This is a genomic window from Pseudomonas fluvialis (assembly GCF_014207935.1).
Classification (GTDB): domain Bacteria; phylum Pseudomonadota; class Gammaproteobacteria; order Pseudomonadales; family Pseudomonadaceae; genus Aquipseudomonas; species Aquipseudomonas fluvialis_A.
Genome location: NZ_JACHLL010000006.1, coordinates 190,779 through 211,072, shown reverse-complemented (window position 1 = coordinate 211,072; position 20,294 = coordinate 190,779). Strand labels below are relative to the sequence as shown.

The window sequence follows — 20,294 nt, the reverse complement described above, 5'->3', positions numbered from 1 at the left end:
CGGCGATTAAGCCGGCTCGGCCTCTGTCTCGATGGCGAAAGCGAGTTCGCCATCCTGCAGCTCCACATGCACCACGCCGCCATGATCCGCCAGCTCGCCGAACAGGATCTGCTCGGCCAGCGGCCGCTTGATCTTGTCCTGAATCAGCCGAGCCATCGGCCGTGCGCCCATCATGGCATCGTAGCCGCGCTCGGCCAGCCAACCTTTGGCTGCGTCGCTGACCAGCAGTTGCACATGCTTGTCCTCCAGTTGCACCTGAAGCTCGGTGAGGAACTTGTCCACCACGCTCTTGATGACTTCGTGGCTCAGACGACCAAACTGGATAATGGTATCCAGGCGATTGCGGAACTCGGGCGTGAAACTCTTCTTGATCACTTCCATGGCGTCGCTGGAGTGATCCTGCAGCGTGAAGCCAATCGACGCACGGGAAGCGGTTTCCGCGCCGGCGTTGGTGGTCATGATCAGAATCACGCTGCGGAAGTCCGCCTTGCGTCCGTTGTTGTCGGTCAGGGTGCCGTGATCCATGACCTGCAGCAGCAGGTTGAACACCTCCGGATGCGCCTTCTCGATCTCATCCAGCAGCAGCACACAGTGCGGTTGTTTGGTGATGGCCTCTGTGAGCAGCCCGCCCTGGTCAAAGCCAACATAGCCTGGCGGCGCGCCGATCAGGCGAGAGACAGTGTGGCGCTCCATGTACTCGGACATGTCGAAGCGCACCAGCTCGACGCCCAGTGCACGAGCCAGCTGGCGAGCCACTTCGGTCTTGCCTACCCCAGTGGGGCCGGCAAAGAGGAAAGAGCCGACCGGCTTGTCGGGTGATTTGAGGCCCGCGCGGGACAGCTTGATGGCCGTCGCCAGCGACTCGATCGCGTCGTCCTGGCCAAACACAGTCAGCTTGAGATCGCGCTCAAGGCTCTGCAGCAGCTCCTTGTCCGAAGTGGTGACGTGTTTTGGGGGGATTCGCGCGATCTTGGCAACGATATCCTCCACCTCGGGCACATCAATGCACTTGGCGCGCTTGGATTCGGGCTGCAAGCGCTGGAAGGCACCGGCTTCGTCGATAACGTCGATAGCCTTGTCAGGCATGTGGCGATCATTGATATAGCGCGAGGCCAGTTCAGCCGCGGCGCGCAAGGCTTCATCGCTGTACGGAATGCCATGATGCTGCTCGAAGCGGCCCTTGAGCCCCTTGAGAATGCCGATGGTATCTTCCACCGAAGGCTCAACCACGTCGACCTTTTGGAAGCGACGAGCCAGGGCGCGATCCTTTTCGAAGATGCCACGAAACTCCTGGAAGGTGGTCGAGCCAATGCAGCGGATTTCGCCCGAAGACAGCATCGGCTTGAGCAGGTTGGAGGCATCCATTACCCCGCCAGATGCAGCGCCTGCTCCGATGATGGTATGAATCTCATCGATGAACAGAATCGCGTGAGGGCGTTTGCGCAGCTCATTGAGCAGAGCCTTGAAGCGTTTTTCGAAATCGCCGCGGTATTTGGTGCCGGCGAGCAAGGCACCAAGGTCCAGCGAGTAGACCACGCTGTCGGCCAGCAGGTCTGGCACCTCGCCATCTACGATTCGCTTGGCCAAACCTTCTGCGATGGCTGTCTTGCCAACACCGGCTTCGCCAACCAGCAAGGGATTGTTCTTGCGCCGGCGCGCAAGAATCTGAGCAACGCGCTCAACCTCAGCCTCGCGACCGACCAAGGGATCGATACGCCCGAGGCGCGCCTGTTCGTTGAGGTTGCTGGCGTAGGCATCTAGCGGATGGTTGGTGGCAGCTGCTTCGCCCCCCTCCTCGTCCTGCATTTCCTCGCTGTCATGACCTTCATTGTGGCCGGGCACCTTGGAGATACCGTGGGCAATGAAGTTGACGACGTCGATTCGCGCCACGCTTTGCTGTTTGAGCAGGAATACTGCCTGGCTTTCCTGTTCACTGAAAATCGCCACCAGCACATTGGCACCGGTGACTTCGCGCTTACCTGAGCTCTGCACGTGGAACACTGCGCGCTGCAGCACGCGCTGGAACCCTAGGGTCGGCTGGGTTTCACGGTCTTCCTCATGCGCAGGAATGAGCGGTGTCGTGGAGTCGATGAACTCCTGCAGGTCACGGCGCAACTTGTCCATATTGGCTGCGCAGGCACGCAGCACGTTGGCTGCAGCCTCGTTGTCGAGCAGAGCCAGCAGCAGGTGCTCGACCGTCATGAATTCGTGGCGTTTGGCCCGGGCATCCTTGAAGGCCAGATTGAGGGTGACTTCTAATTCGCGATTCAACATGACTTCACCTCATTCCACGCAACCAGCATCAGTTGTCCTTCTCTATTTCACAGAGTAGCGGGTGTTGGCACTCGCGGGCGTACTGATTGACCTGCATCGCCTTGGTCTCGGCAATGTCTCGGGTGTATACCCCGCAAACTGCCTTGCCTTCGGTGTGCACGGTCAGCATCACCTTGGTGGCTTTCTCGCGATTCATCGCAAAGAAGACCTCCAGCACCTCCACCACAAAGTCCATTGGCGTGTAGTCATCATTAAACAGAATCACCTTGTACATTGGTGGCGCCTGCAGTTTGGGGCGCGCTTCCTGCACGGCCAGACCGGAGGCGTCATCCTCATGGGCGTCTGGATGATCCTGATTTGATGTTAGTTGAATCTGGCTGCTTGCACGCATGCGGGCTCGGTAACTCAGGTCGAGTGGACAAGCGGCACGGGAGAGAGATTGACCGGCTTCGCAAGGTTGCCGTCGCGTGCCTTGACTAAAGAAAAAAGAGTGTTAAAACCAATAAATACCCACTACGGGTATCAGGTACCCGCGTCGGCAATGAGTGCCTACGGGTTGAAGTTGATGATACTCCAGTGATGGAGTGCTTTGCAGAGGGATATCAGCATGATCAGCGGTAAGGTCAAGTGGTTCAACAACGCCAAGGGCTATGGGTTCATCCTCGCTGACGGCCGAGATGAGGACCTGTTCGCCCACTTCTCCGCCATTCAGATGGATGGCTACAAAACCCTGAAGGCCGGCCAGGCTGTCCAGTTCGACATTATTCAGGGCCCCAAGGGGCTACACGCGGTCAATATCAGTGCAGCCGGGGCAATCCCCGCCAAGCCGAGCGAAGAAGCACTCTCTCCCGCCGCGCACGTTCCTGCAGAAGCCTGATACACGGTAGAAGCACGGCAAAAAGCGCATATGAAAAAGGCCGGTCAATGACCGGCCTTTTTTTGTTCCAGCGCCGAATTACATGTGCTGGATCATTGCGTCGCCGAACTCCGAGCAGGACAGCAGGGTCGCGCCATCCATCAGACGTTCGAAGTCATAGGTCACGGTCTTGGCAGCGATAGCGCCATTGGTGCCCTTGATGATCAGGTCGGCCGCTTCGGTCCAACCCATGTGACGCAGCATCATCTCGGCAGAGAGGATGACCGAGCCGGGGTTGACCTTGTCCTGGCCCGCGTACTTCGGTGCGGTGCCGTGGGTCGCCTCGAACATGGCGACGGTATCGGACAAGTTGGCGCCCGGCGCGATACCGATACCACCTACTTCGGCCGCCAGAGCGTCGGACAGGTAGTCACCGTTCAGGTTCAGGGTAGCGATCACGTCGTACTCGGCCGGACGCAGCAGGATCTGCTGCAGCATGGCGTCGGCGATGGCATCCTTGACCACGACCTTGCGGCCAGTCTTCGGATTGGTGAACTGCATCCACGGGCCGCCATCCAGCAGCTCAGCGCCGAACTCGTCACGCGCCACTTCGTAGCCCCAATCCTTGAAGGCACCTTCGGTGAACTTCATGATGTTGCCTTTGTGCACGATGGTCAGCGACTCGCGGTCATTGTCCACGATGTACTGCAGGGCCTTGCGTACCAGGCGCTTGGTGCCTTCTTTGGAAACCGGCTTGACGCCGATGCCGCAGTCCTGGTCGAAGCGAATCTTGGTTACGCCCATTTCCTCTTTGAGGAACTTGATGACCTTGTTGGCCTCGGGCGAGCCGGCTTTCCACTCGATACCGGCATAGATGTCTTCCGAGTTCTCACGGAAGATGGTCATGTCGACGTCGCCGGGCTTCTTCACCGGGCTTGGTACGCCTTCGAACCAGCGCACCGGGCGCAGGCAGACATACAGATCGAGCTGCTGGCGCAGAGCCACGTTCAGCGAGCGAATGCCGCCACCGACCGGAGTAGTCAGCGGGCCTTTGATCGATACAACATAGTCGCGTACTGCGTCGAGGGTTTCCTGCGGCAGCCAGGTATCCTGGTCGTAGACCTGGGTGGCCTTTTCGCCAGCATAGACTTCCATCCAGGAGATCTTGCGTTCGCCACCGTAGGCTTTCTGTACGGCAGCATCAACCACCTTGATCATGACGGGGCTGATATCGACGCCAATACCATCGCCTTCGATAAAGGGGATGATCGGGTTGTTCGGCACGTTCAGGGACATATCGGCATTGACGGTGATTTTGTCACCGGCCGGTACCTGGATTTTCTGGTATCCCATGCTGGACTCCGTTTTTGTGTGATCTGTCATCTACCGCGCGGGTGGCGTGATAGAGGGCTCTTTTGGGTCTCATAAGAAGCGCTTCATTCTTGTAGTTTTTCTACAAGATGTCACGCACTTTCATTTGCTTGCTTACAATTCGTTGCGCTCTATCCAAGGGCTGAAGACCCCATTCGGCCTCATGTAGTGCCGGGTGCACGGGCATCCGCTACCTCCCTGAATGGCGGCCGCTATAAATCTAGCAGCTGCCACGCAGAATGCTTGTGACTCGCTGCGCAGTGCATCAGACGCTAAGATCCGCGCACAAGTTTCAGGAGTCTGAGTGATGCGTTTTATTCCTCATGTGACCGTGGCCACGGTAGTGGAGGATCAGGGACGTTTTCTCCTGGTCGAAGAAATAGCCGGCGGCCGTGCCGTATTTAACCAGCCTGCTGGCCATCTGGAAGCCGACGAAAGTCTTATCGAGGCCGCTTTGCGCGAAACCCTGGAAGAAACTGGTTGGCATGTGGAGCTGACAGGCGTCACCGGCATCTATCTGTATACCGCTCCCAGCAATGGCATTACCTACCAGCGGGTGTGCTTTGCGGCCAAGCCGCTGCGCCATGATCCGGAACTTGAGCTCGACGATGGCATTATCGGCCCGCGCTGGATGAGCCGAGACGAACTAGCTGCCGATCCCCAGCGCTGGCGCAGTGAACTGGTACTGCGCTGCGTGGACGACTACCTGGCCGGGGAATGCTTTCCGCTGGCGTTGATTCGCCAAGGCTAACGGCGGCGGGCAGGCAGCTGCTAGAATCGCGCTTTTGCCGTACTGATCATCATGCAAACTCCAGCCAATACCCGCGTCATTGTCGGCATGTCCGGCGGCGTCGACTCCTCGGTTTCTGCCTTGCTGCTACTTGAGCAGGGTTATCAGGTCGAAGGCCTGTTCATGAAGAACTGGGAGGAAGATGACGGCAGCGAGTACTGCACTGCCAAGGAAGACATGGCCGACGCCCAGGCCGTGTGCGACCGCATCGGCATCAAGCTGCACACCGCCAACTTCGCCGCCGAGTACTGGGACAACGTGTTCGAGCACTTCCTGGCCGAATACAAGGCCGGACGTACGCCGAATCCGGACATCCTGTGCAACCGCGAAATCAAGTTCAAAGCATTCCTTGACTACGCCCTGTCGCTCGGCGCCGACCTGATCGCCACCGGTCACTATGTGCGTCGTCGTGATATCGACGGTCGTAGCGAACTGCTAAAGGGCCTCGACCCGAACAAGGACCAGAGCTATTTCCTGCACGCCGTGGGCGGCGAACAGATCGCCAAGACACTGTTCCCGGTGGGTGAACTGGAAAAGCCCCAGGTCCGCGCGATTGCCGAGAAGCATGGTCTGGCAACAGCCAAGAAAAAGGATTCGACCGGCATCTGCTTCATTGGCGAACGTCGTTTCAGCGACTTCCTCAAGCAGTATCTGCCCGCTCAGCCCGGTGATATCGAGACCACTGATGGCGATGTTATCGGTCGTCATCATGGCCTGATGTATCACACGCTGGGTCAGCGTCAGGGGCTGGGCATTGGCGGCATGAAGGACGCCAGTGACGAGCCCTGGTATGTGCTGGCCAAAGATCTCAAGCGCAACGTGCTGGTCGTGGGCCAGGGCAATAATCATCCATGGCTGTTTGCCGAAGCCTTGCTGGCGACTGAAATCTTCTGGGTCAACCCGGTTGATCTCAGCACTCCGCGGCGACTGACCGCCAAGGTGCGTTACCGCCAGGCCGACCAGGCCTGCGTACTCAGTTATGACCCGCAGCACGGTTACCGCGTGGTCTTCGATGAGCCACAGCGTGCGGTCACACCGGGACAGTCCGTGGTCTTCTATGACGGTGAAGTCTGCCTGGGCGGCGGCGTGATCGAGCGAGCCGAACCCGACCATTTGGCGGAGAACCGCGCATGACTGCCCTTGAAGAGCAACTGGTTGCGCTCGGCGCAGTGTTCGCTGCCGCCAGCCTGGCTGATCGTATCGCCCGCACCGGCCAGGTTCCCGAAGCGCCCGTAGCATGCCTGATTGGCAGCCTGCTGGTGCGCAACCCGGGCAACACCCTCGAGGTGTACGGCGGCGATACGCTGAACCTCAAGGATGGCTTCAAGGCGCTGGCCAGCGCACTGGAGCGTAATCCGGCCAGTCTGCAGCGTGAACCATTGCGCTATGCCTTGGCCATGCTGGGACTGGAGCGCCAACTGAATGCCCGTAACGACCTGCTTGAGATCATGGGTTCTCGGCTGGATCAGATCGAGCAGCAGGTTCAGCACTTTGGTGTTGCTCACGAAAATGTCATCGCGGCCTGTGGCGGCCTGTATCAGGACACCATCAGCACCTTCCGTCAGCGCATTCAGGTTCATGGCGACATGCGTTTTCTCCAGCAACCGGCCAACGCCGCGAAGATTCGAGCTCTGCTGCTTGCCGGTATTCGTGCGGCACGTCTCTGGCACCAGCTCGGTGGCCGACGCTGGCAGCTGCTTTTCAGCCGTCGCAAGCTGCTCAACGCCCTGTACCCGCTGATTCGTAACTGAGCATGGCCACCCGCAGCTTAAAGCCAGTGCAGGGCGCCCTGCTACTGGCCTTGTCGGCCTTGCTGTTCTCGTTGATGGGGGTGCTGATCCGCGAGGTTTCCAGCACCGCGGGCAACGAAGCCGTGGTGTTCTTTCGCAACCTGATCGGCGTGCTGGCCTTTCTGCCACTGGTGCTGCTCAAGGGCGTGGCGCCCTTGCACACCCGGCGCCTCAAGTCTCATCTGTGGCGCAGCGGTTTCGGCCTGCTGGCCATGTACTGCTTCTTTTACGCCATTGCGCACCTGCCTCTGGCTGACGCCATGGTGTTTACCTATTCGGCGCCGGTTTTTACCCCGCTGATAGCCTGGTGGTGGCTGAAGGAGCCGCTGACACGCCGAATGCAGCTCACATCGCTGGTTGGCTTTGCCGGTGTGCTGCTGGTCGCCAAACCCAGTGGCGCACTATTCGACAGCCTATCGCTGGTCGGCCTGGCTGCCAGCATCCTGGCCGCCTTTGCCTTTGTCTCGATCCGCGAGATGAGCGATACCGAACCGGCATTTCGCATGGTGTTCTATTTTGCCCTGTTCAGCACCCTCGGCTCGACAGTGCCCTTTGTTCTGACCTGGCAACCGCTGAGTGACACTACCCTGCTGTTGCTGGTTGCTGTTGGGGTTATGGCGACCATCAGCCAGCTGGCCATGTCCAAGGCCTATACCCTGGCGCCGCCCGGACTGATCGGACCGTTCGCTTACCTGGCGATTGTCTTCAGCGGCCTGCTGGCCTGGCTGCGCTGGGGCGAAACCCCTGACCTGTGGTCAGTCCTGGGAACCCTGCTGATATTCGGCGCCAGCCTCAGTGCGGTCATCCGGCGTAAGCGCTGAGCAAGCGCAGTACCGATTCTTCCGTTATAATCTGCGCCCCATTTTTGCCCGACTCGCCGAGAACGCCCCATGCAGCTCTCCTCGCTCACTGCAGTTTCCCCCGTAGATGGCCGCTACGCCGGCAAGACCAGCGCCCTGCGCCCGATCTTCAGTGAATACGGTCTGATTCGCTGCCGCGTTCTGGTTGAAGTGCGTTGGCTGCAGCGCCTGGCCAATCATCCGGGCATCAGCGAGGTGGCGCCCTTCTCTGCCGAAGCCAATGCCCTGCTCAACGAGTTGGCCGAAAACTTTGCCATCGAGCATGCCGAGCGGGTCAAGGAATTCGAGCGCACCACCAACCACGACGTCAAAGCCGTGGAATACCTGCTCAAGGAGCAGGCCAAGCGCCTGCCGGAACTGGCGGCGGTCAATGAATTCATCCATTTCGCCTGCACCAGCGAGGACATCAACAACCTGTCCCACGCCCTGATGCTGCGCGAAGGCCGCGACACTGTGCTGCTGCCGCTGATGCGCCAGATTGCCGAGTCCATCCGAGCCCTGGCCGTACAGTTCGCCGACGTACCGATGCTGTCGCGTACCCACGGCCAGCCGGCGTCGCCCACCACGCTTGGCAAGGAGCTGGCCAATGTCGTCTACCGACTGGAGCGCCAGATCGCGCAAGTGGCTGCCGTGCCGCTGCTGGGCAAGATCAACGGTGCCGTGGGCAACTACAACGCGCACCTGTCGGCCTACCCGGAAATCGACTGGGAAGCCAATGCCCGCGAATTTATCGAGGGCGACCTGGGTCTGCAGTTCAACCCCTACACCACCCAGATCGAGCCGCACGACTACATTGCCGAGCTGTTCGACGCCATCGCCCGCTTCAACACCATCCTCATCGACTTCGACCGCGATGTCTGGGGCTACATCTCCCTCGGCTACTTCAAGCAGAAGACCGTAGCCGGCGAGATCGGCTCCTCGACCATGCCGCACAAGGTCAACCCGATCGACTTCGAGAACTCCGAAGGCAACCTGGGCATCGCCAATGCGATCTTCCAGCATCTGGCCAGCAAGCTGCCTATCTCCCGCTGGCAGCGTGACCTGACCGACTCGACCGTGCTGCGCAACCTCGGTGTCGGCTTCGCCCACAGCGTTATCGCCTACGAAGCCAGCCTCAAGGGTATCGGCAAACTTGAACTGAACGCCGCACGCATCGCCGAAGACCTCGACGCCTGCTGGGAAGTGCTCGCCGAGCCGGTGCAGACCGTGATGCGCCGTTATGGCATCGAAAACCCCTACGAGAAGCTCAAGGAGCTGACTCGCGGCAAAGGCATTTCCGCCGCTGCGCTGCAGACCTTCATCGACAGCCTCGATATGCCGGAAGCCGCCAAGGCCGAACTGCGGCAGATGACCCCGGCCAGCTACATCGGCAATGCCGTTGCGCAAGCCAAGCGCGTCTGACAGACGCCTCCACATTGCACGCCCGGCTGTGCCGGGCGTTTTTATTTCAAAGGTTTAACTATGAATCCTGACACTCCACTGCAACTGCTGGGCGGGCTCACTGCCCGTGAATTTCTGCGCGATTACTGGCAGAAAAAGCCGCTGCTGATCCGTCAGGCCATTCCTGATTTTGTCAGCCCGCTGACGCCGGATGAACTGGCCGGCCTGTCGCTGGAAGAAGAAATCGAGTCGCGCCTAGTGCTTGAGCATGGCGAGCATCCCTGGGAACTGCGCCGCGGACCGTTTGCCGACGACACCTACAGCCAGCTGCCGGAGCGTGACTGGACCCTGCTGGTGCAGGCAGTCGATCAATTCGTGCCGGAGGTAGCCGAGCTGCTGGAGCAGTTCCGCTTCCTGCCCAGCTGGCGCATCGACGACGTGATGATCAGCTACGCCGCGCCCGGTGGCGGTGTTGGCCCACACTTTGACAATTACGATGTTTTCCTTCTCCAGGGGCATGGTCAGCGTCGTTGGCAGATCGGTCAGATGTGCGACAGCGATAGCCCACTGCTGGCGCATGCCGACCTGCGCATCCTGGCTGAGTTCGCCGGTACCGATGAATGGATACTGGAGCCCGGCGACATGCTCTACCTGCCCCCGCGCCTGGCGCATTTCGGCACTGCCGTGGATGACTGCATGACCTATTCGATTGGCTTTCGCGCGCCGAGCGCGGCGGAAGTACTGACCCACTTCACGGATTTCCTGGCGCAGTTTCTCAGTGACGAGGAGCGTTACAGCGACGCCGATATCCAGCCCGTGGGTAGCGACCCGGCACAGATTCAGCGCGATGCCCTGGAGCGCCTCAAAGGCCTGCTCAATGAGCACATGAGCGACGAGCGCCTGCTGCTGACCTGGTTCGGCCAGTTCATGACCGAGCCGCGTTACCCCGAACTGGTGGCCGGAGAAGACTTGGAGGAGGACGATCTGCTCACAGCCCTCGAGCAGGGAGCCGTGATCATTCGCAACCCCAGTGCGCGTCTGGCCTGGAGCGAAGTCGATGATGATCTGCTGCTGTTTGCCAGTGGCCAGAGCCGGTTGCTGCCGGGAGGCCTGCGCGAGCTGCTGAAGCTGGTCTGCAGCGCCGATGCCCTGCATGTCGAGAATCTTGGCCAATGGCTGGAAGATGAAGACGGGCGTAAACTGGTCAACGAACTGATCAAGCAAGGAAGTCTGGGGTTCGCCGATGAATAGCATTAGCGTACGCGTTGCCGACTGGCAGAAAGACAATGCCGATCTGCGCCGCATCCGCGAGAAAGTTTTTATTGCCGAACAGGCTGTGCCGCCGGAACTGGAGTGGGACACCGAAGACGCTCAGGCCGTGCACTTCCTGGCGTACGAAGGTGACTATGCGATTGGCACTGCGCGTCTGCTGCCGGATGGCCAGATTGGCCGCGTTTCAGTGCTGAAGGATTGGCGCGGCCTGAATGTGGGTGATGCCCTGCTTGCCGCGGTGATTGCCGAGGCCGAGCGGCGCGGCCTGCATGAACAGCGTCTGTCGGCGCAGGTACAGGCCACGCCATTCTATGAACGCCATGGCTTTCGCATCCTCAGTGAGGAATACCTTGATGCCGGCATCCCTCACGTAGACATGCTGCGCCAACAATCGAGCTGAGCCACCATGAGCGAACGCCCGGAAGACGAGATTCCCGCTGCAGACATTGAACTGCCGGCCATAGAATTCGACTCTCCCGGGCGTTTCGCCATTCACAATCCTGCTGCTGAGGCGACTGTTTCTGCCAGGCCAGAACCTGCTCCGTTCCAGCTAGGCAAGCACCAGACGCTGGAACGCTTTGCTTCGGCGGATCTTGCTCGCGCTCACGCCTTGGCACTGTTGCAGCAGGCCCGGCGGCGCATCTGCATTTACAGCGGCGATCTGGAGCCATGGCTTTATAACCACAGCAGCGTGCAGGATGCCTGTACCCAGTTGCTGCTGGCCAGTCCGCGCAACCAGTTGCGCATTCTGGTTCAGGATGTGCGGCGCGCCGTACAAGACGGTCACCGCCTGATCAACCTGAGTCGCCGCCTGTCGAGCAACTGCAGCATTCGCCGCGTCAATCCGGAACATCCCGCCAGTGAGGGCAGTTTTCTGCTGGTGGATGACTGTGCTTTGTGGATTCGGCCTGAGCCCGGCCAATATGCCGGCTATGCCTACTACAGCAATCCGGGGCGACTGCGACAGCAGTTGCAACTGTTCGAACAGGCCTGGAGCTACAGCCTGAGTGATCCCGACCTGAGGAGTTTTCTGCTATGACCCTGCGCCGCTGGCTTGCCCTTTCGTTGCTGGTTATGACAGCGCCGGTCATGGCGGCCACCGAATTGATTCAGCTCAACTACCGTACCGCTGACGAGGTTCTCGGCGTGGTGCAGTCCATGCTGGCAGGTGAAGGTCGGGTCAGCAGTTACGGCAACCAACTGGTGATCAATGCCGAACCCGCCAAGATCGAGGAAGTCCGTCAGCTGGTTGCGCAGCTGGACACCGCTCCGCGCCGACTGCTGATCAGCGTCGATACCAGTGAGTCTGCCGCAGGCGATACCGAGGGCTATCGCGTCGATGGCTCGGCAAGTGCCGGTAATGTCGAGATTGAAGCGGGTCGCGGCGAAGTCCAAGGGCATGATCAGGTCCGCATTATCCGTCGCAGTACCGACAGTCGCCGTGGCGGTGTACAGCAGATCCAGGCCAGCGAAGGCTATCCAGCGCTGATTCAGGTCGGCCAGAGCGTACCACTGACCAGTACCAGTGTCGGTCCCTATGGCCAGGTCTACAGCAATACCGAATACCGCAATGTCACCCAGGGCTTTTACGTCACAGCATCGGTGACGGGGCAAATGGTGCATTTGAGCATCAGCAGCAATAACGACCGCCTCAGTCAGCATCAGCCTGGCGTGATTGACGTACAGAGCGCCGATACTCGGGTCAGCGGCCGCCTTGGCGAGTGGATTCAGTTGGGTGGCGTCAGTGAGCAGAGCCAGGGAGACAGCCAGGGCTTTCTGCAAAGGCGGTCGACACAGGGCTACAGCGACACCAGCATGCGCATCAAGGTCGAGGCGCTTGACTGAGCAGTCGCAAAATGTAGTGCCCGATAATCGGCACTACAAATTGATTGACGCCCGCGCCAGCTAGGCGCATCATTGCCGCGCTCCCGCTAGCCAGAGGCTTTGAAAGCCTCCAGATCATCGCGAAGAACTTCAACATGATCTGTGTCTTACCAGCCCACAAGGCCGTTCGACGAGGTTGCGACTGGAACGAGGTTGTCCTGAGGGACGGGGAAGCGTAACGATCAACTGCTGTGTCGCCCCATCGGAGCTCTTCGATAGGCGATCCTGCCAGTCCAGCCCCTCCTCCTTAGTGTCAATCCGTGTCAGTCAGCATCTTCGGCGTTCTGCGGCGTGTAGCCGGATGGGAACCAGGTGCTTAACCAAACACATACTTTGAAGGATTGACCATGTCAGCTTATCAAAACGACATCAAAGCCGTTGCCGCACTGAAAGAAGCTGCCGGCAGCAGCTGGAGCGCTATCAACCCGGAATCGGTTGCTCGCATGCGCGCGCAGAACCGCTTCAAGACCGGTCTGGAAATCGCTCAGTACACCGCCGACATCATGCGCAAAGACATGGTCGAGTACGATGCTGACTCCTCCAAGTACACCCAGTCGCTGGGTTGCTGGCACGGTTTCATTGGCCAGCAGAAGCTGATCGCCATCAAGAAGCACCTGAAGACCACCAACAAGCGCTACCTGTACCTGTCCGGCTGGATGGTTGCTGCTCTGCGTTCCGACTTCGGCCCGCTGCCGGATCAGTCGATGCATGAGAAGACTGCCGTCTCCGATCTGATCGAAGAGCTGTACACCTTCCTGCGCCAGGCTGACAGCCGTGAACTGGATCTGCTGTTCACCGCCGTTGACGCTGCCCGCGCTGCTGGCGACAAGGCCAAGGAAGCCGAACTGCAAGCTCAGATCGACAACTACGAAACTCACATCGTACCGATCATCGCAGACATCGACGCTGGCTTCGGTAACCCGGAAGCCACCTACCTGCTGGCCAAGCGCATGATCGAAGCAGGCGCTTGCTGCATCCAGATCGAAAACCAGGTTTCCGACGAGAAGCAGTGCGGCCACCAAGACGGTAAAGTAACCGTTCCGCACGCTGACTTCCTGGCCAAGATCGCTGCTGTTCGCTACGCCTTCCTGGAGCTGGGCATCGACAACGGCGTGATCGTTGCTCGTACCGACTCCCTGGGTGCTGGCCTGACCAAGCAGATCGCCGTGACCAACGCTCCTGGCGACCTGGGCGACCAGTACAACTCCTTCCTGGATTGCGAAGAAGTTTCCGCTGCCGACCTGAAGAACGGCGACGTCGTTCTGAACCGCGAAGGCAAGCTGCTGCGTCCGAAGCGTCTGCCGTCCAACCTGTTCCAGTTCCGCGCTGGCACCGGTGAAGCTCGTTGCGTGCTGGACTGCATCACCTCGCTGCAGAACGGTGCCGACCTGCTGTGGATCGAAACCGAGAAGCCGCACGTTGGCCAGATCGCTGCCATGGTTAACGAGATCCGCAAGGTCATCCCGAACGCCAAGCTGGTCTACAACAACAGCCCGTCCTTCAACTGGACCCTGAACTTCCGTCAGCAGGTGTTCGATGCGTTCGTTGCCGAAGGCAAAGACGTTTCCGCCTACGACCGCGCCAAGCTGATGAGCGTCGAGTACGACGAGACCGAACTGGCTCAGGTTGCTGACGAGAAGATCCGTACCTTCCAGCGCGATGGTTCGGCTCAGGCCGGCATCTTCCACCACCTGATCACTCTGCCGACCTACCACACTGCCGCGCTGTCGACCGACAACCTGGCCAAAGGTTACTTCGCAGATCAGGGCATGCTGGCCTACGTGAAAGGTGTTCAGCGTCAAGAGCTGCGTCAAGGCATCGCTTGCGTCAAGCATCAGAACATGGCTGGTTCCGACATCGGTGACAACCACAAAGAGTACTTCGCTGGCGAAGCGGCTCTGAAGGCCTCCGGTAAAGACAACACCATGAACCAGTTCCACTAATAGGAACTGGCTCCAGCGGGAAGTTGCCGTCGCACTTTCCGCTAGTGTTGCCCAACAAACCCCAGCTAGGCTGGGGTTTGTCGTTTCTGCGGATTGACCAGAATGACGGCTCCAGGCTGCGCTGACGGCCAGAGACACCGACATGCGCGGCACCGACAATCCAGCTTTCTCTCATCCAGGAAGCAGTCGTGCCCAGTAATCGACTCAAGCGCGCGGTCAGTCTGATCAATCGCCTGCCGCAAGGCCTGCGCCCCTCCCTGCTCAGTCTGCTATTTGCCTCCCAGGTCCGCTTTGCCGGTACGGCCAGAATCCGGGTGGATAGCCTCACCCCGCAGCAAGCCTGCCTGACTCTGCGCAACAGGCGCCGCGTGCGCAATCATGTGGGCGGCATACATGCCGCTGCCATGGCGTTACTGGCCGAGTCAGCCACAGGCTTCCTGGTCGGCATGAGCGTCCCGGACACCCATCTGCTGCTGATCAAGACCCTGCAAGTCGACTACAGGCGACGCGCAACAGGTAGTCTGCGTGCGCTGGCCACCCTGACGTCCGAGCAACTGATGACACTGGCTACGCAAACACGCGGAGAAATCACCGTGGAGGTAGCGATAACCGACGAGTCAGGCCGGCAACCCATTACCTGCGAGATGATCTGGGCCTGGCTGCCACGTCAGCACTGAAGGCCGGCAGACGGCCAGATGGCCGGACACCCTTGTCCCTGATCAATGCAGCGCAGCTCAAACAGCCTTCTAATGCGAATTGATCGCAATATCAGCTTATAAAAAGCGGACATAAATGGTTATTGACTGGCCATTCGACTTAAGCCTGATATACCTGTGAATAGCCTTGCAAGCCTTGCAGCACTAAGGGGCGAGTGTCCTAAGCTGTTATTGGCTATCCATTTTTTCTGTTAGATAAATTTACTTGGCTACACTTGGGCGCTTAGAATTAGAGGAATTTAAGCCGACCAAAAATCAAATATTGGTCACATATTGAACCCAATCTTCAATATGTCACCCAACGAGATAAAGGAGCGCCGGCGTGACTGAATCTACCGCCCTACTCGCCCACAACTGGGCCTTCGGTCTTTTCCTTCTGGCCGTGTTCGGCCTCATCGCATTCATGCTCGGGGTTTCCAGCCTGCTCGGTAGCCGTGCCTGGGGGCGCAGCAAGAACGAGCCGTTCGAATCCGGCATGCTGCCGACCGGCAGCGCACGCCTGCGCCTGTCCGCCAAGTTCTATCTGGTCGCGATGCTGTTCGTGATCTTCGACGTTGAAGCCCTATTTCTCTTCGCCTGGTCGGTATCCGTTCGCGAAAGCGGGTGGGCCGGCTTTATCGAAGCTACCATTTTCATCGCAATTCTGTTGGCAGGTCTTGTCTATCTTTGGCGTATCGGCGCGCTCGACTGGGCGCCCGAAGCACGTCGCAAGCGGCAGGCGAAGCTGAAACAATGAGGCTTTGGCAATGCAATACAAACTTACTCGGATCGATCCGGATGCGCCGAATGAGCAGTATCCGATCGGCGAGCGGGAGACTGTCCAGGACCCGCTGCTAGAAGATCAGGTTCACAAGAACATCTTCATGGGCAAGCTTGAAGATGTACTGCACAAGACCGTCAACTGGGGGCGCAAGAATTCCTTGTGGCCCTACAACTTCGGTCTTTCCTGCTGCTATGTGGAAATGACGACTGCCTTCACCGCGCCACACGATATTGCCCGCTTCGGTGCTGAGGTGATTCGTGCGTCTCCGCGCCAGGCAGACTTCATGGTGGTCGCTGGTACCTGTTTCGTGAAGATGGCCCCGGTCATCCAGCGTCTGTATGAACAGATGCTGGAGCCCAAGTGGGTCATTTCAATGGGTTCCTGTGCCAACTCCGGCGGCATGTACGACATTTACTCGGTGGTCCAGGGCGTGGACAAGTTTCTGCCGGTGGATGTCTATGTGCCGGGTTGCCCGCCTCGTCCCGAAGCCTTCCTGCAGGCCCTGATGCTGCTGCAGGATTCCATCGGTGAGGAGCGTCGCCCGTTGTCCTGGGTGGTTGGTGAGCAAGGCGTGTACCGCGCCGAGATGCCAGCCCAGAAGGACTTGCGCCGTGAACAGCGTATTCAGGTAACCAACCTGCGCAGCCCGGACGAAGTGTAAGCCTGCTGGCTTGCCATTCCGTTGACCCGACAGCGACCGAGAACATGACTGCAGACTCCGCTCTGTACATCCCGCCTTACAAGGCCGACGACCAAGATGTGGTCGTCGAACTGAATTCGCGCTTTGGCGCGGAAACCTTCGTCATTCAGCCGACGCGTACCGGTATGCCGGTGATCTGGGTACCGCGCGACAAGCTGATTGAAGTACTGACCTTCCTGCGTCAGTCGCCCAAGCCCTACGTCATGCTGTACGACCTGCATGGCGTCGACGAGCGCCTGCGCACCCAGCGTCAGGGTTTGCCAGCCGCCGACTACAGCGTGTTCTACCACCTGCTGTCGATCGATCGGAACAGCGACGTCATGCTCAAGGTGGCCCTGAACGAAGGTGACCTCAACCTGCCGACCGCGACCAGGATCTGGCCGAATGCCAACTGGTATGAACGCGAAGTGTGGGACCTGTACGGAATCACCTTCCAGGGCCATCCGCACCTGACCCGCATCATGATGCCGCCGACCTGGGAAGGCCATCCGCTGCGCAAGGACTACCCGGCGCGAGCCACCGAGTTCGATCCGTTCAGCCTGACCCTGGCCAAGCAGCAGCTCGAGGAAGAGTCCGCCCGTTTCAAGCCGGAAGACTGGGGCATGAAGCGGGGCAGCGAGCATGAGGACTACATGTTCCTCAACCTCGGCCCCAACCACCCTTCCGCGCACGGTGCGTTCCGCATCATCCTGCAACTGGATGGCGAAGAGATCGTCGACTGCGTGCCGGAGATCGGCTACCACCATCGTGGCGCCGAGAAGATGGCCGAGCGCCAGAGCTGGCACAGCTTCATCCCCTACACCGACCGCATCGATTACCTCGGTGGGGTGATGAACAACCTGCCCTATGTCCTTGCCGTCGAGAAACTGGCCGGGATCAAGGTGCCGGACCGCGTCGACTTCATCCGTGTGATGATGGCCGAGTTCTTCCGCATCACCAGCCATCTGCTGTTCCTGGGGACCTATATCCAGGACGTCGGTGCGATGACTCCGGTGTTCTTCACCTTCACCGACCGCCAGCGCGCCTACAAGGTGATCGAAGCAGTGACCGGCTTCCGCCTGCACCCGGCCTGGTACCGTATCGGCGGCGTGGCACACGACCTTCCGCGCGGCTGGGACAAGCTGGTCAAGGAGTTCGTGGACTGGCTGCCCAAGCGCCTGGACGAATACGAAAAGGCCGCCCTGCAGAACAGCATCCTCATCGGCCGTACCAAAGGCGTTGCCCAGTACAACACCAAGGAAGCGCTGGAATGGGGCGTTACCGGCGCCGGCCTGCGTTCTACCGGCTGCGACTTCGATCTGCGTAAGGCCCGCCCCTACTCAGGCTACGAGAACTTCGAGTTCGAAGTGCCGCTGGCGCACAACGGTGACGCCTACGACCGCTGCATGGTGCGTGTCGAGGAGATGCGCCAGAGCATTCGTATCATCGATCAGTGCCTGAAGAACATGCCGGCCGGCCCGTTCAAGGCGGATCACCCGCTGACGACGCCGCCGCCGAAAGAGCGCACCCTGCAGCACATCGAAACCCTGATCACCCACTTCCTGCAGGTTTCCTGGGGACCGGTCATGCCGGCCAACGAAGCCTTCCAGATGATCGAGGCGACCAAGGGCATCAACAGTTATTACCTGACGAGCGATGGCAGCACCATGAGCTACCGGACGCGCATCCGCACGCCGAGCTTCGCCCACCTGCAGCAGATTCCTTCGGTGATCCGCGGCAGCATGGTGGCTGACCTGATTGCCTATCTGGGCAGTATCGACTTCGTTATGGCTGACGTGGACCGCTAAGCATGAGCACGTTGATCCAGACTGACCGTTTCGTCCTCAGCGACACCGAGCGCTCGGCCATCGAGCACGAGATGCATCACTACGAGGACCCGCGCGCGGCGTCCATCGAAGCCCTGAAAATCGTGCAGAAAGAGCGCGGTTGGGTTCCGGACGGTGCAGCCGACGCCATCGGCGCCATCCTAGGTATTCCAGCCAGTGACGTTGAGGGTGTGGCTACCTTTTACAGCCAGATCTTCCGCCAGCCGGTTGGCCGCCACATCATTCGCGTGTGCGACAGCATGACCTGTTTCATCGGCGGTCACGAATCGATCCTCGGCAGTATCAAGAACCACCTGGGCATCGCTCCGGGCCAGACCACCGCCGATGGCCGCTTCACACTGCTGCCCGTGTGCTGCCTGGGCAACTGTGACAAGGCACCGGCGCTGATGATCGATGATGACACCTTTGGCAACGTCGATGCCGGCAGTGTTGCCCAGCTTCTGGAGGCCTACGCATGATTCTTACCTCCATGGGGCCCGCCAACCGCATCGCCCGCAGCGCCGAAACCCACCCGCTGACCTGGCGTCTTCGTGATGACGGCGAGCCGGTATGGCTGGCTGAATACCAGGCCAAGAACGGCTATACCGCCGCGCGCAAGGCGCTCGTCGACATGGCTCAGGCCGACATCGTCCAGACCGTCAAGGACTCCGGACTAAAGGGTCGTGGCGGCGCGGGTTTCCCCACCGGGGTCAAGTGGGGCCTGATGCCCAACGATGAGTCCATGAACATCCGCTACCTGCTGTGCAACGCGGACGAAATGGAGCCCAACACCTGGAAGGACCGCATGCTCATGGAGCAGCAGCCGCACCTGCTGATCGAAGGCATGCTGATTTCTGCACGCGCGCTTAAGGCCTACCGTGGCTATATCTTCCTGCGCGGCGAGTATGTGGATGCGGCGCGCAACCTGAACAAGGCCATTGATGAAGCCAAAGCCGCCGGTCTGCTGGGCAAGAACATTCTGGGCAGCGGATTCGACTTCGAGCTGTTCGTGCATACCGGCGCCGGCCGCTACATCTGTGGTGAAGAAACGGCGCTGATCAACTCGCTGGAAGGCCGTCGCGCCAACCCGCGCTCCAAGCCGCCCTTCCCCGCCGCCGTCGGCGTCTGGGGCAAACCGACCTGCGTCAACAACGTCGAAACCCTGTGCAACGTGCCGGCCATCGTCGGCAACGGTGTCGACTGGTACAAGTCGCTGGCCCGCGCCGGTAGCGAAGACCACGGCACCAAGCTGATGGGCTTCTCCGGCAAGGTGAAGAACCCCGGTCTGTGGGAACTGCCCTTTGGCGTGCCGGCTCGTGAGCTGTTTGAAGACTACGCTGGCGGTATGCGCGATGGCTTCAAGCTCAAAGCCTGGCAACCGGGCGGTGCGGGCACCGGTTTCCTCCTGCCGGAACACCTAGATGCACCGATGTTCGCCGGCGGCATCGCCAAGGTGGGCACTCGCATGGGCACCGGTCTGGCGCTGGCCGTCGACGACTCGATCAACATGGTGTCGCTGCTGCGCAACATGGAAGAGTTCTTTGCCCGCGAGTCCTGCGGCTGGTGCACGCCGTGCCGTGATGGTCTGCCGTGGAGCGTCAAGGTGCTGCGGGCGCTGGAGCGTGGCGATGGCCAGGCTGGCGATCTCGAGACCCTCGAGCAGCTCGTGACCTCGCTCGGCCCAGGCCGTACCTTCTGTGCGCACGCCCCGGGTGCCGTGGAGCCACTGGGCAGCGCGCTGAAGTATTTCCGCCCCGAGTTCGAGGCGGGTATCGCCAAACAGGCAGCCGCCGTACCGGCATGAATACAGTGACCGCAGGCTTGGCCTGCGGTTGGTCCGCCCTGCGGACACAACGGTTTCTCAATTAGACAGCTCGCCTGGCGAGTACA

Annotated in this window: 19 protein-coding genes and 1 pseudogene; 17 read left to right on the top strand and 3 right to left on the bottom strand. The window is 59.9% G+C overall.

Annotated elements, in window-relative coordinates; translation table 11 throughout:
• Positions 1-6 precede the first annotated feature (6 nt).
• Together clpA and clpS are read right to left on the bottom strand one after the other, a co-directional pair.
• Positions 7-2,274: an ATP-dependent Clp protease ATP-binding subunit ClpA gene (gene clpA / locus HNP49_RS16220; protein ID WP_184684995.1), complete on the bottom strand. Its 2,268-nt coding sequence runs from the start codon at positions 2,272-2,274 to the stop codon at positions 7-9.
• 28 nt (positions 2,275-2,302) lie between these two features.
• On the bottom strand, positions 2,303-2,665 hold the full coding sequence (clpS, locus tag HNP49_RS16215; RefSeq protein ID WP_184684993.1) for an ATP-dependent Clp protease adapter ClpS: 363 nt from the start codon (positions 2,663-2,665) through the stop codon (positions 2,303-2,305).
• 216 nt (positions 2,666-2,881) lie between these two features.
• Here clpS and cspD point away from each other — a divergent pair, with 216 nt between their 5' ends.
• Positions 2,882-3,151 (top strand): cold shock domain-containing protein CspD, encoded by a 270-nt coding sequence (gene cspD / locus HNP49_RS16210; RefSeq protein ID WP_184684991.1) that lies wholly within the window; start codon positions 2,882-2,884, stop codon positions 3,149-3,151.
• A 78-nt stretch (positions 3,152-3,229) separates the two neighbouring features.
• Here cspD and icd read toward each other — a convergent pair whose 3' ends face one another.
• Positions 3,230-4,483 (bottom strand): NADP-dependent isocitrate dehydrogenase, encoded by a 1,254-nt coding sequence (icd, locus tag HNP49_RS16205; protein ID WP_184684989.1) that lies wholly within the window; start codon positions 4,481-4,483, stop codon positions 3,230-3,232.
• Between the two features lie 325 nt (positions 4,484-4,808).
• Between icd and HNP49_RS16200 the strand changes: the two genes are divergently transcribed.
• The 16 genes and pseudogenes from HNP49_RS16200 (at position 4,809) to nuoF (ending at position 20,208) form a co-directional block, all read left to right on the top strand.
• Positions 4,809-5,252 (top strand): NUDIX hydrolase, encoded by a 444-nt coding sequence (locus tag HNP49_RS16200; protein WP_184684987.1) that lies wholly within the window; start codon positions 4,809-4,811, stop codon positions 5,250-5,252.
• Between the two features lie 51 nt (positions 5,253-5,303).
• Positions 5,304-6,418 (top strand): annotated as a pseudogene (gene mnmA, locus HNP49_RS16195) (tRNA 2-thiouridine(34) synthase MnmA); the annotation flags it as partial.
• A gap of 3 nt (positions 6,419-6,421) precedes the next feature.
• On the top strand, positions 6,422-7,042 hold the full coding sequence (gene hflD, locus HNP49_RS16190) for a high frequency lysogenization protein HflD (protein WP_184684983.1): 621 nt from the start codon (positions 6,422-6,424) through the stop codon (positions 7,040-7,042).
• 2 nt (positions 7,043-7,044) lie between these two features.
• A complete protein-coding gene (locus HNP49_RS16185; RefSeq protein WP_184684981.1) occupies positions 7,045-7,902 on the top strand; it encodes a DMT family transporter in 858 nt (285 codons plus the stop codon).
• Positions 7,903-7,971: 69 nt separating this feature from the next.
• A complete protein-coding gene (purB, locus tag HNP49_RS16180; RefSeq protein WP_184684979.1) occupies positions 7,972-9,342 on the top strand; it encodes an adenylosuccinate lyase in 1,371 nt (456 codons plus the stop codon).
• 60 nt (positions 9,343-9,402) lie between these two features.
• Positions 9,403-10,572 (top strand): cupin domain-containing protein, encoded by a 1,170-nt coding sequence (locus tag HNP49_RS16175; protein WP_184684977.1) that lies wholly within the window; start codon positions 9,403-9,405, stop codon positions 10,570-10,572.
• The gene (locus tag HNP49_RS16170; protein WP_184684975.1) at positions 10,565-10,993 is read left to right on the top strand and encodes a GNAT family N-acetyltransferase; all 429 of its coding nucleotides are present in this window, start codon (positions 10,565-10,567) and stop codon (positions 10,991-10,993) included. The genes HNP49_RS16175 and HNP49_RS16170 overlap by 8 nt, the downstream gene beginning before the upstream one ends.
• A 6-nt stretch (positions 10,994-10,999) precedes the next feature.
• On the top strand, positions 11,000-11,632 hold the full coding sequence (locus HNP49_RS16165) for a histone acetyltransferase HPA2 (protein WP_184684973.1): 633 nt from the start codon (positions 11,000-11,002) through the stop codon (positions 11,630-11,632).
• Positions 11,629-12,438 (top strand): secretin N-terminal domain-containing protein, encoded by an 810-nt coding sequence (locus tag HNP49_RS16160; protein WP_184684971.1) that lies wholly within the window; start codon positions 11,629-11,631, stop codon positions 12,436-12,438. Before HNP49_RS16165 ends, HNP49_RS16160 begins: the two co-directional genes overlap by 4 nt.
• Positions 12,439-12,824: 386 nt before the next feature.
• Positions 12,825-14,420 (top strand): isocitrate lyase, encoded by a 1,596-nt coding sequence (locus tag HNP49_RS16155; RefSeq protein WP_184684969.1) that lies wholly within the window; start codon positions 12,825-12,827, stop codon positions 14,418-14,420.
• 188 nt (positions 14,421-14,608) lie between these two features.
• A complete protein-coding gene (locus tag HNP49_RS16150; protein WP_184684967.1) occupies positions 14,609-15,097 on the top strand; it encodes a DUF4442 domain-containing protein in 489 nt (162 codons plus the stop codon).
• Between the two features lie 361 nt (positions 15,098-15,458).
• The gene (locus tag HNP49_RS16145) at positions 15,459-15,872 is read left to right on the top strand and encodes an NADH-quinone oxidoreductase subunit A (RefSeq protein WP_095940731.1); all 414 of its coding nucleotides are present in this window, start codon (positions 15,459-15,461) and stop codon (positions 15,870-15,872) included.
• 10 nt (positions 15,873-15,882) lie between these two features.
• Positions 15,883-16,560: an NADH-quinone oxidoreductase subunit B family protein gene (locus tag HNP49_RS16140; protein WP_095940730.1), complete on the top strand. Its 678-nt coding sequence runs from the start codon at positions 15,883-15,885 to the stop codon at positions 16,558-16,560.
• A gap of 44 nt (positions 16,561-16,604) precedes the next feature.
• Positions 16,605-18,386, top strand: a complete 1,782-nt coding sequence (gene nuoC / locus HNP49_RS16135; protein WP_184684965.1) for an NADH-quinone oxidoreductase subunit C/D — start codon at positions 16,605-16,607, stop codon at positions 18,384-18,386.
• Positions 18,387-18,388: 2 nt separating this feature from the next.
• Positions 18,389-18,883, top strand: a complete 495-nt coding sequence (nuoE, locus tag HNP49_RS16130; protein ID WP_184684963.1) for an NADH-quinone oxidoreductase subunit NuoE — start codon at positions 18,389-18,391, stop codon at positions 18,881-18,883.
• Complete coding sequence (nuoF, locus tag HNP49_RS16125) at positions 18,880-20,208, top strand: NADH-quinone oxidoreductase subunit NuoF (RefSeq protein ID WP_184684961.1); 1,329 nt, start codon at positions 18,880-18,882, stop codon at positions 20,206-20,208. Before nuoE ends, nuoF begins: the two co-directional genes overlap by 4 nt.
• Positions 20,209-20,294 lie beyond the last annotated feature (86 nt).

What these genes read in the sequence shown, in the direction of transcription:
- clpA (WP_184684995.1), bottom strand. Translation starts at nt 2,274, where the DNA reads ATGTTGAATCGCGAATTAGAAGTCACCCTCAATCTGGCCTTCAAGGAT.
- clpS (WP_184684993.1), bottom strand. Translation starts at nt 2,665, where the DNA reads ATGCGTGCAAGCAGCCAGATTCAACTAACATCAAATCAGGATCATCCA.
- cspD (WP_184684991.1), top strand. Translation starts at nt 2,882, where the DNA reads ATGATCAGCGGTAAGGTCAAGTGGTTCAACAACGCCAAGGGCTATGGG.
- icd (WP_184684989.1), bottom strand. Translation starts at nt 4,483, where the DNA reads ATGGGATACCAGAAAATCCAGGTACCGGCCGGTGACAAAATCACCGTC.
- HNP49_RS16200 (WP_184684987.1), top strand. Translation starts at nt 4,809, where the DNA reads ATGCGTTTTATTCCTCATGTGACCGTGGCCACGGTAGTGGAGGATCAG.
- hflD (WP_184684983.1), top strand. Translation starts at nt 6,422, where the DNA reads ATGACTGCCCTTGAAGAGCAACTGGTTGCGCTCGGCGCAGTGTTCGCT.
- HNP49_RS16185 (WP_184684981.1), top strand. Translation starts at nt 7,045, where the DNA reads ATGGCCACCCGCAGCTTAAAGCCAGTGCAGGGCGCCCTGCTACTGGCC.
- purB (WP_184684979.1), top strand. Translation starts at nt 7,972, where the DNA reads ATGCAGCTCTCCTCGCTCACTGCAGTTTCCCCCGTAGATGGCCGCTAC.
- HNP49_RS16175 (WP_184684977.1), top strand. Translation starts at nt 9,403, where the DNA reads ATGAATCCTGACACTCCACTGCAACTGCTGGGCGGGCTCACTGCCCGT.
- HNP49_RS16170 (WP_184684975.1), top strand. Translation starts at nt 10,565, where the DNA reads ATGAATAGCATTAGCGTACGCGTTGCCGACTGGCAGAAAGACAATGCC.
- HNP49_RS16165 (WP_184684973.1), top strand. Translation starts at nt 11,000, where the DNA reads ATGAGCGAACGCCCGGAAGACGAGATTCCCGCTGCAGACATTGAACTG.
- HNP49_RS16160 (WP_184684971.1), top strand. Translation starts at nt 11,629, where the DNA reads ATGACCCTGCGCCGCTGGCTTGCCCTTTCGTTGCTGGTTATGACAGCG.
- HNP49_RS16155 (WP_184684969.1), top strand. Translation starts at nt 12,825, where the DNA reads ATGTCAGCTTATCAAAACGACATCAAAGCCGTTGCCGCACTGAAAGAA.
- HNP49_RS16140 (WP_095940730.1), top strand. Translation starts at nt 15,883, where the DNA reads ATGCAATACAAACTTACTCGGATCGATCCGGATGCGCCGAATGAGCAG.
- nuoC (WP_184684965.1), top strand. Translation starts at nt 16,605, where the DNA reads ATGACTGCAGACTCCGCTCTGTACATCCCGCCTTACAAGGCCGACGAC.
- nuoE (WP_184684963.1), top strand. Translation starts at nt 18,389, where the DNA reads ATGAGCACGTTGATCCAGACTGACCGTTTCGTCCTCAGCGACACCGAG.
- nuoF (WP_184684961.1), top strand. Translation starts at nt 18,880, where the DNA reads ATGATTCTTACCTCCATGGGGCCCGCCAACCGCATCGCCCGCAGCGCC.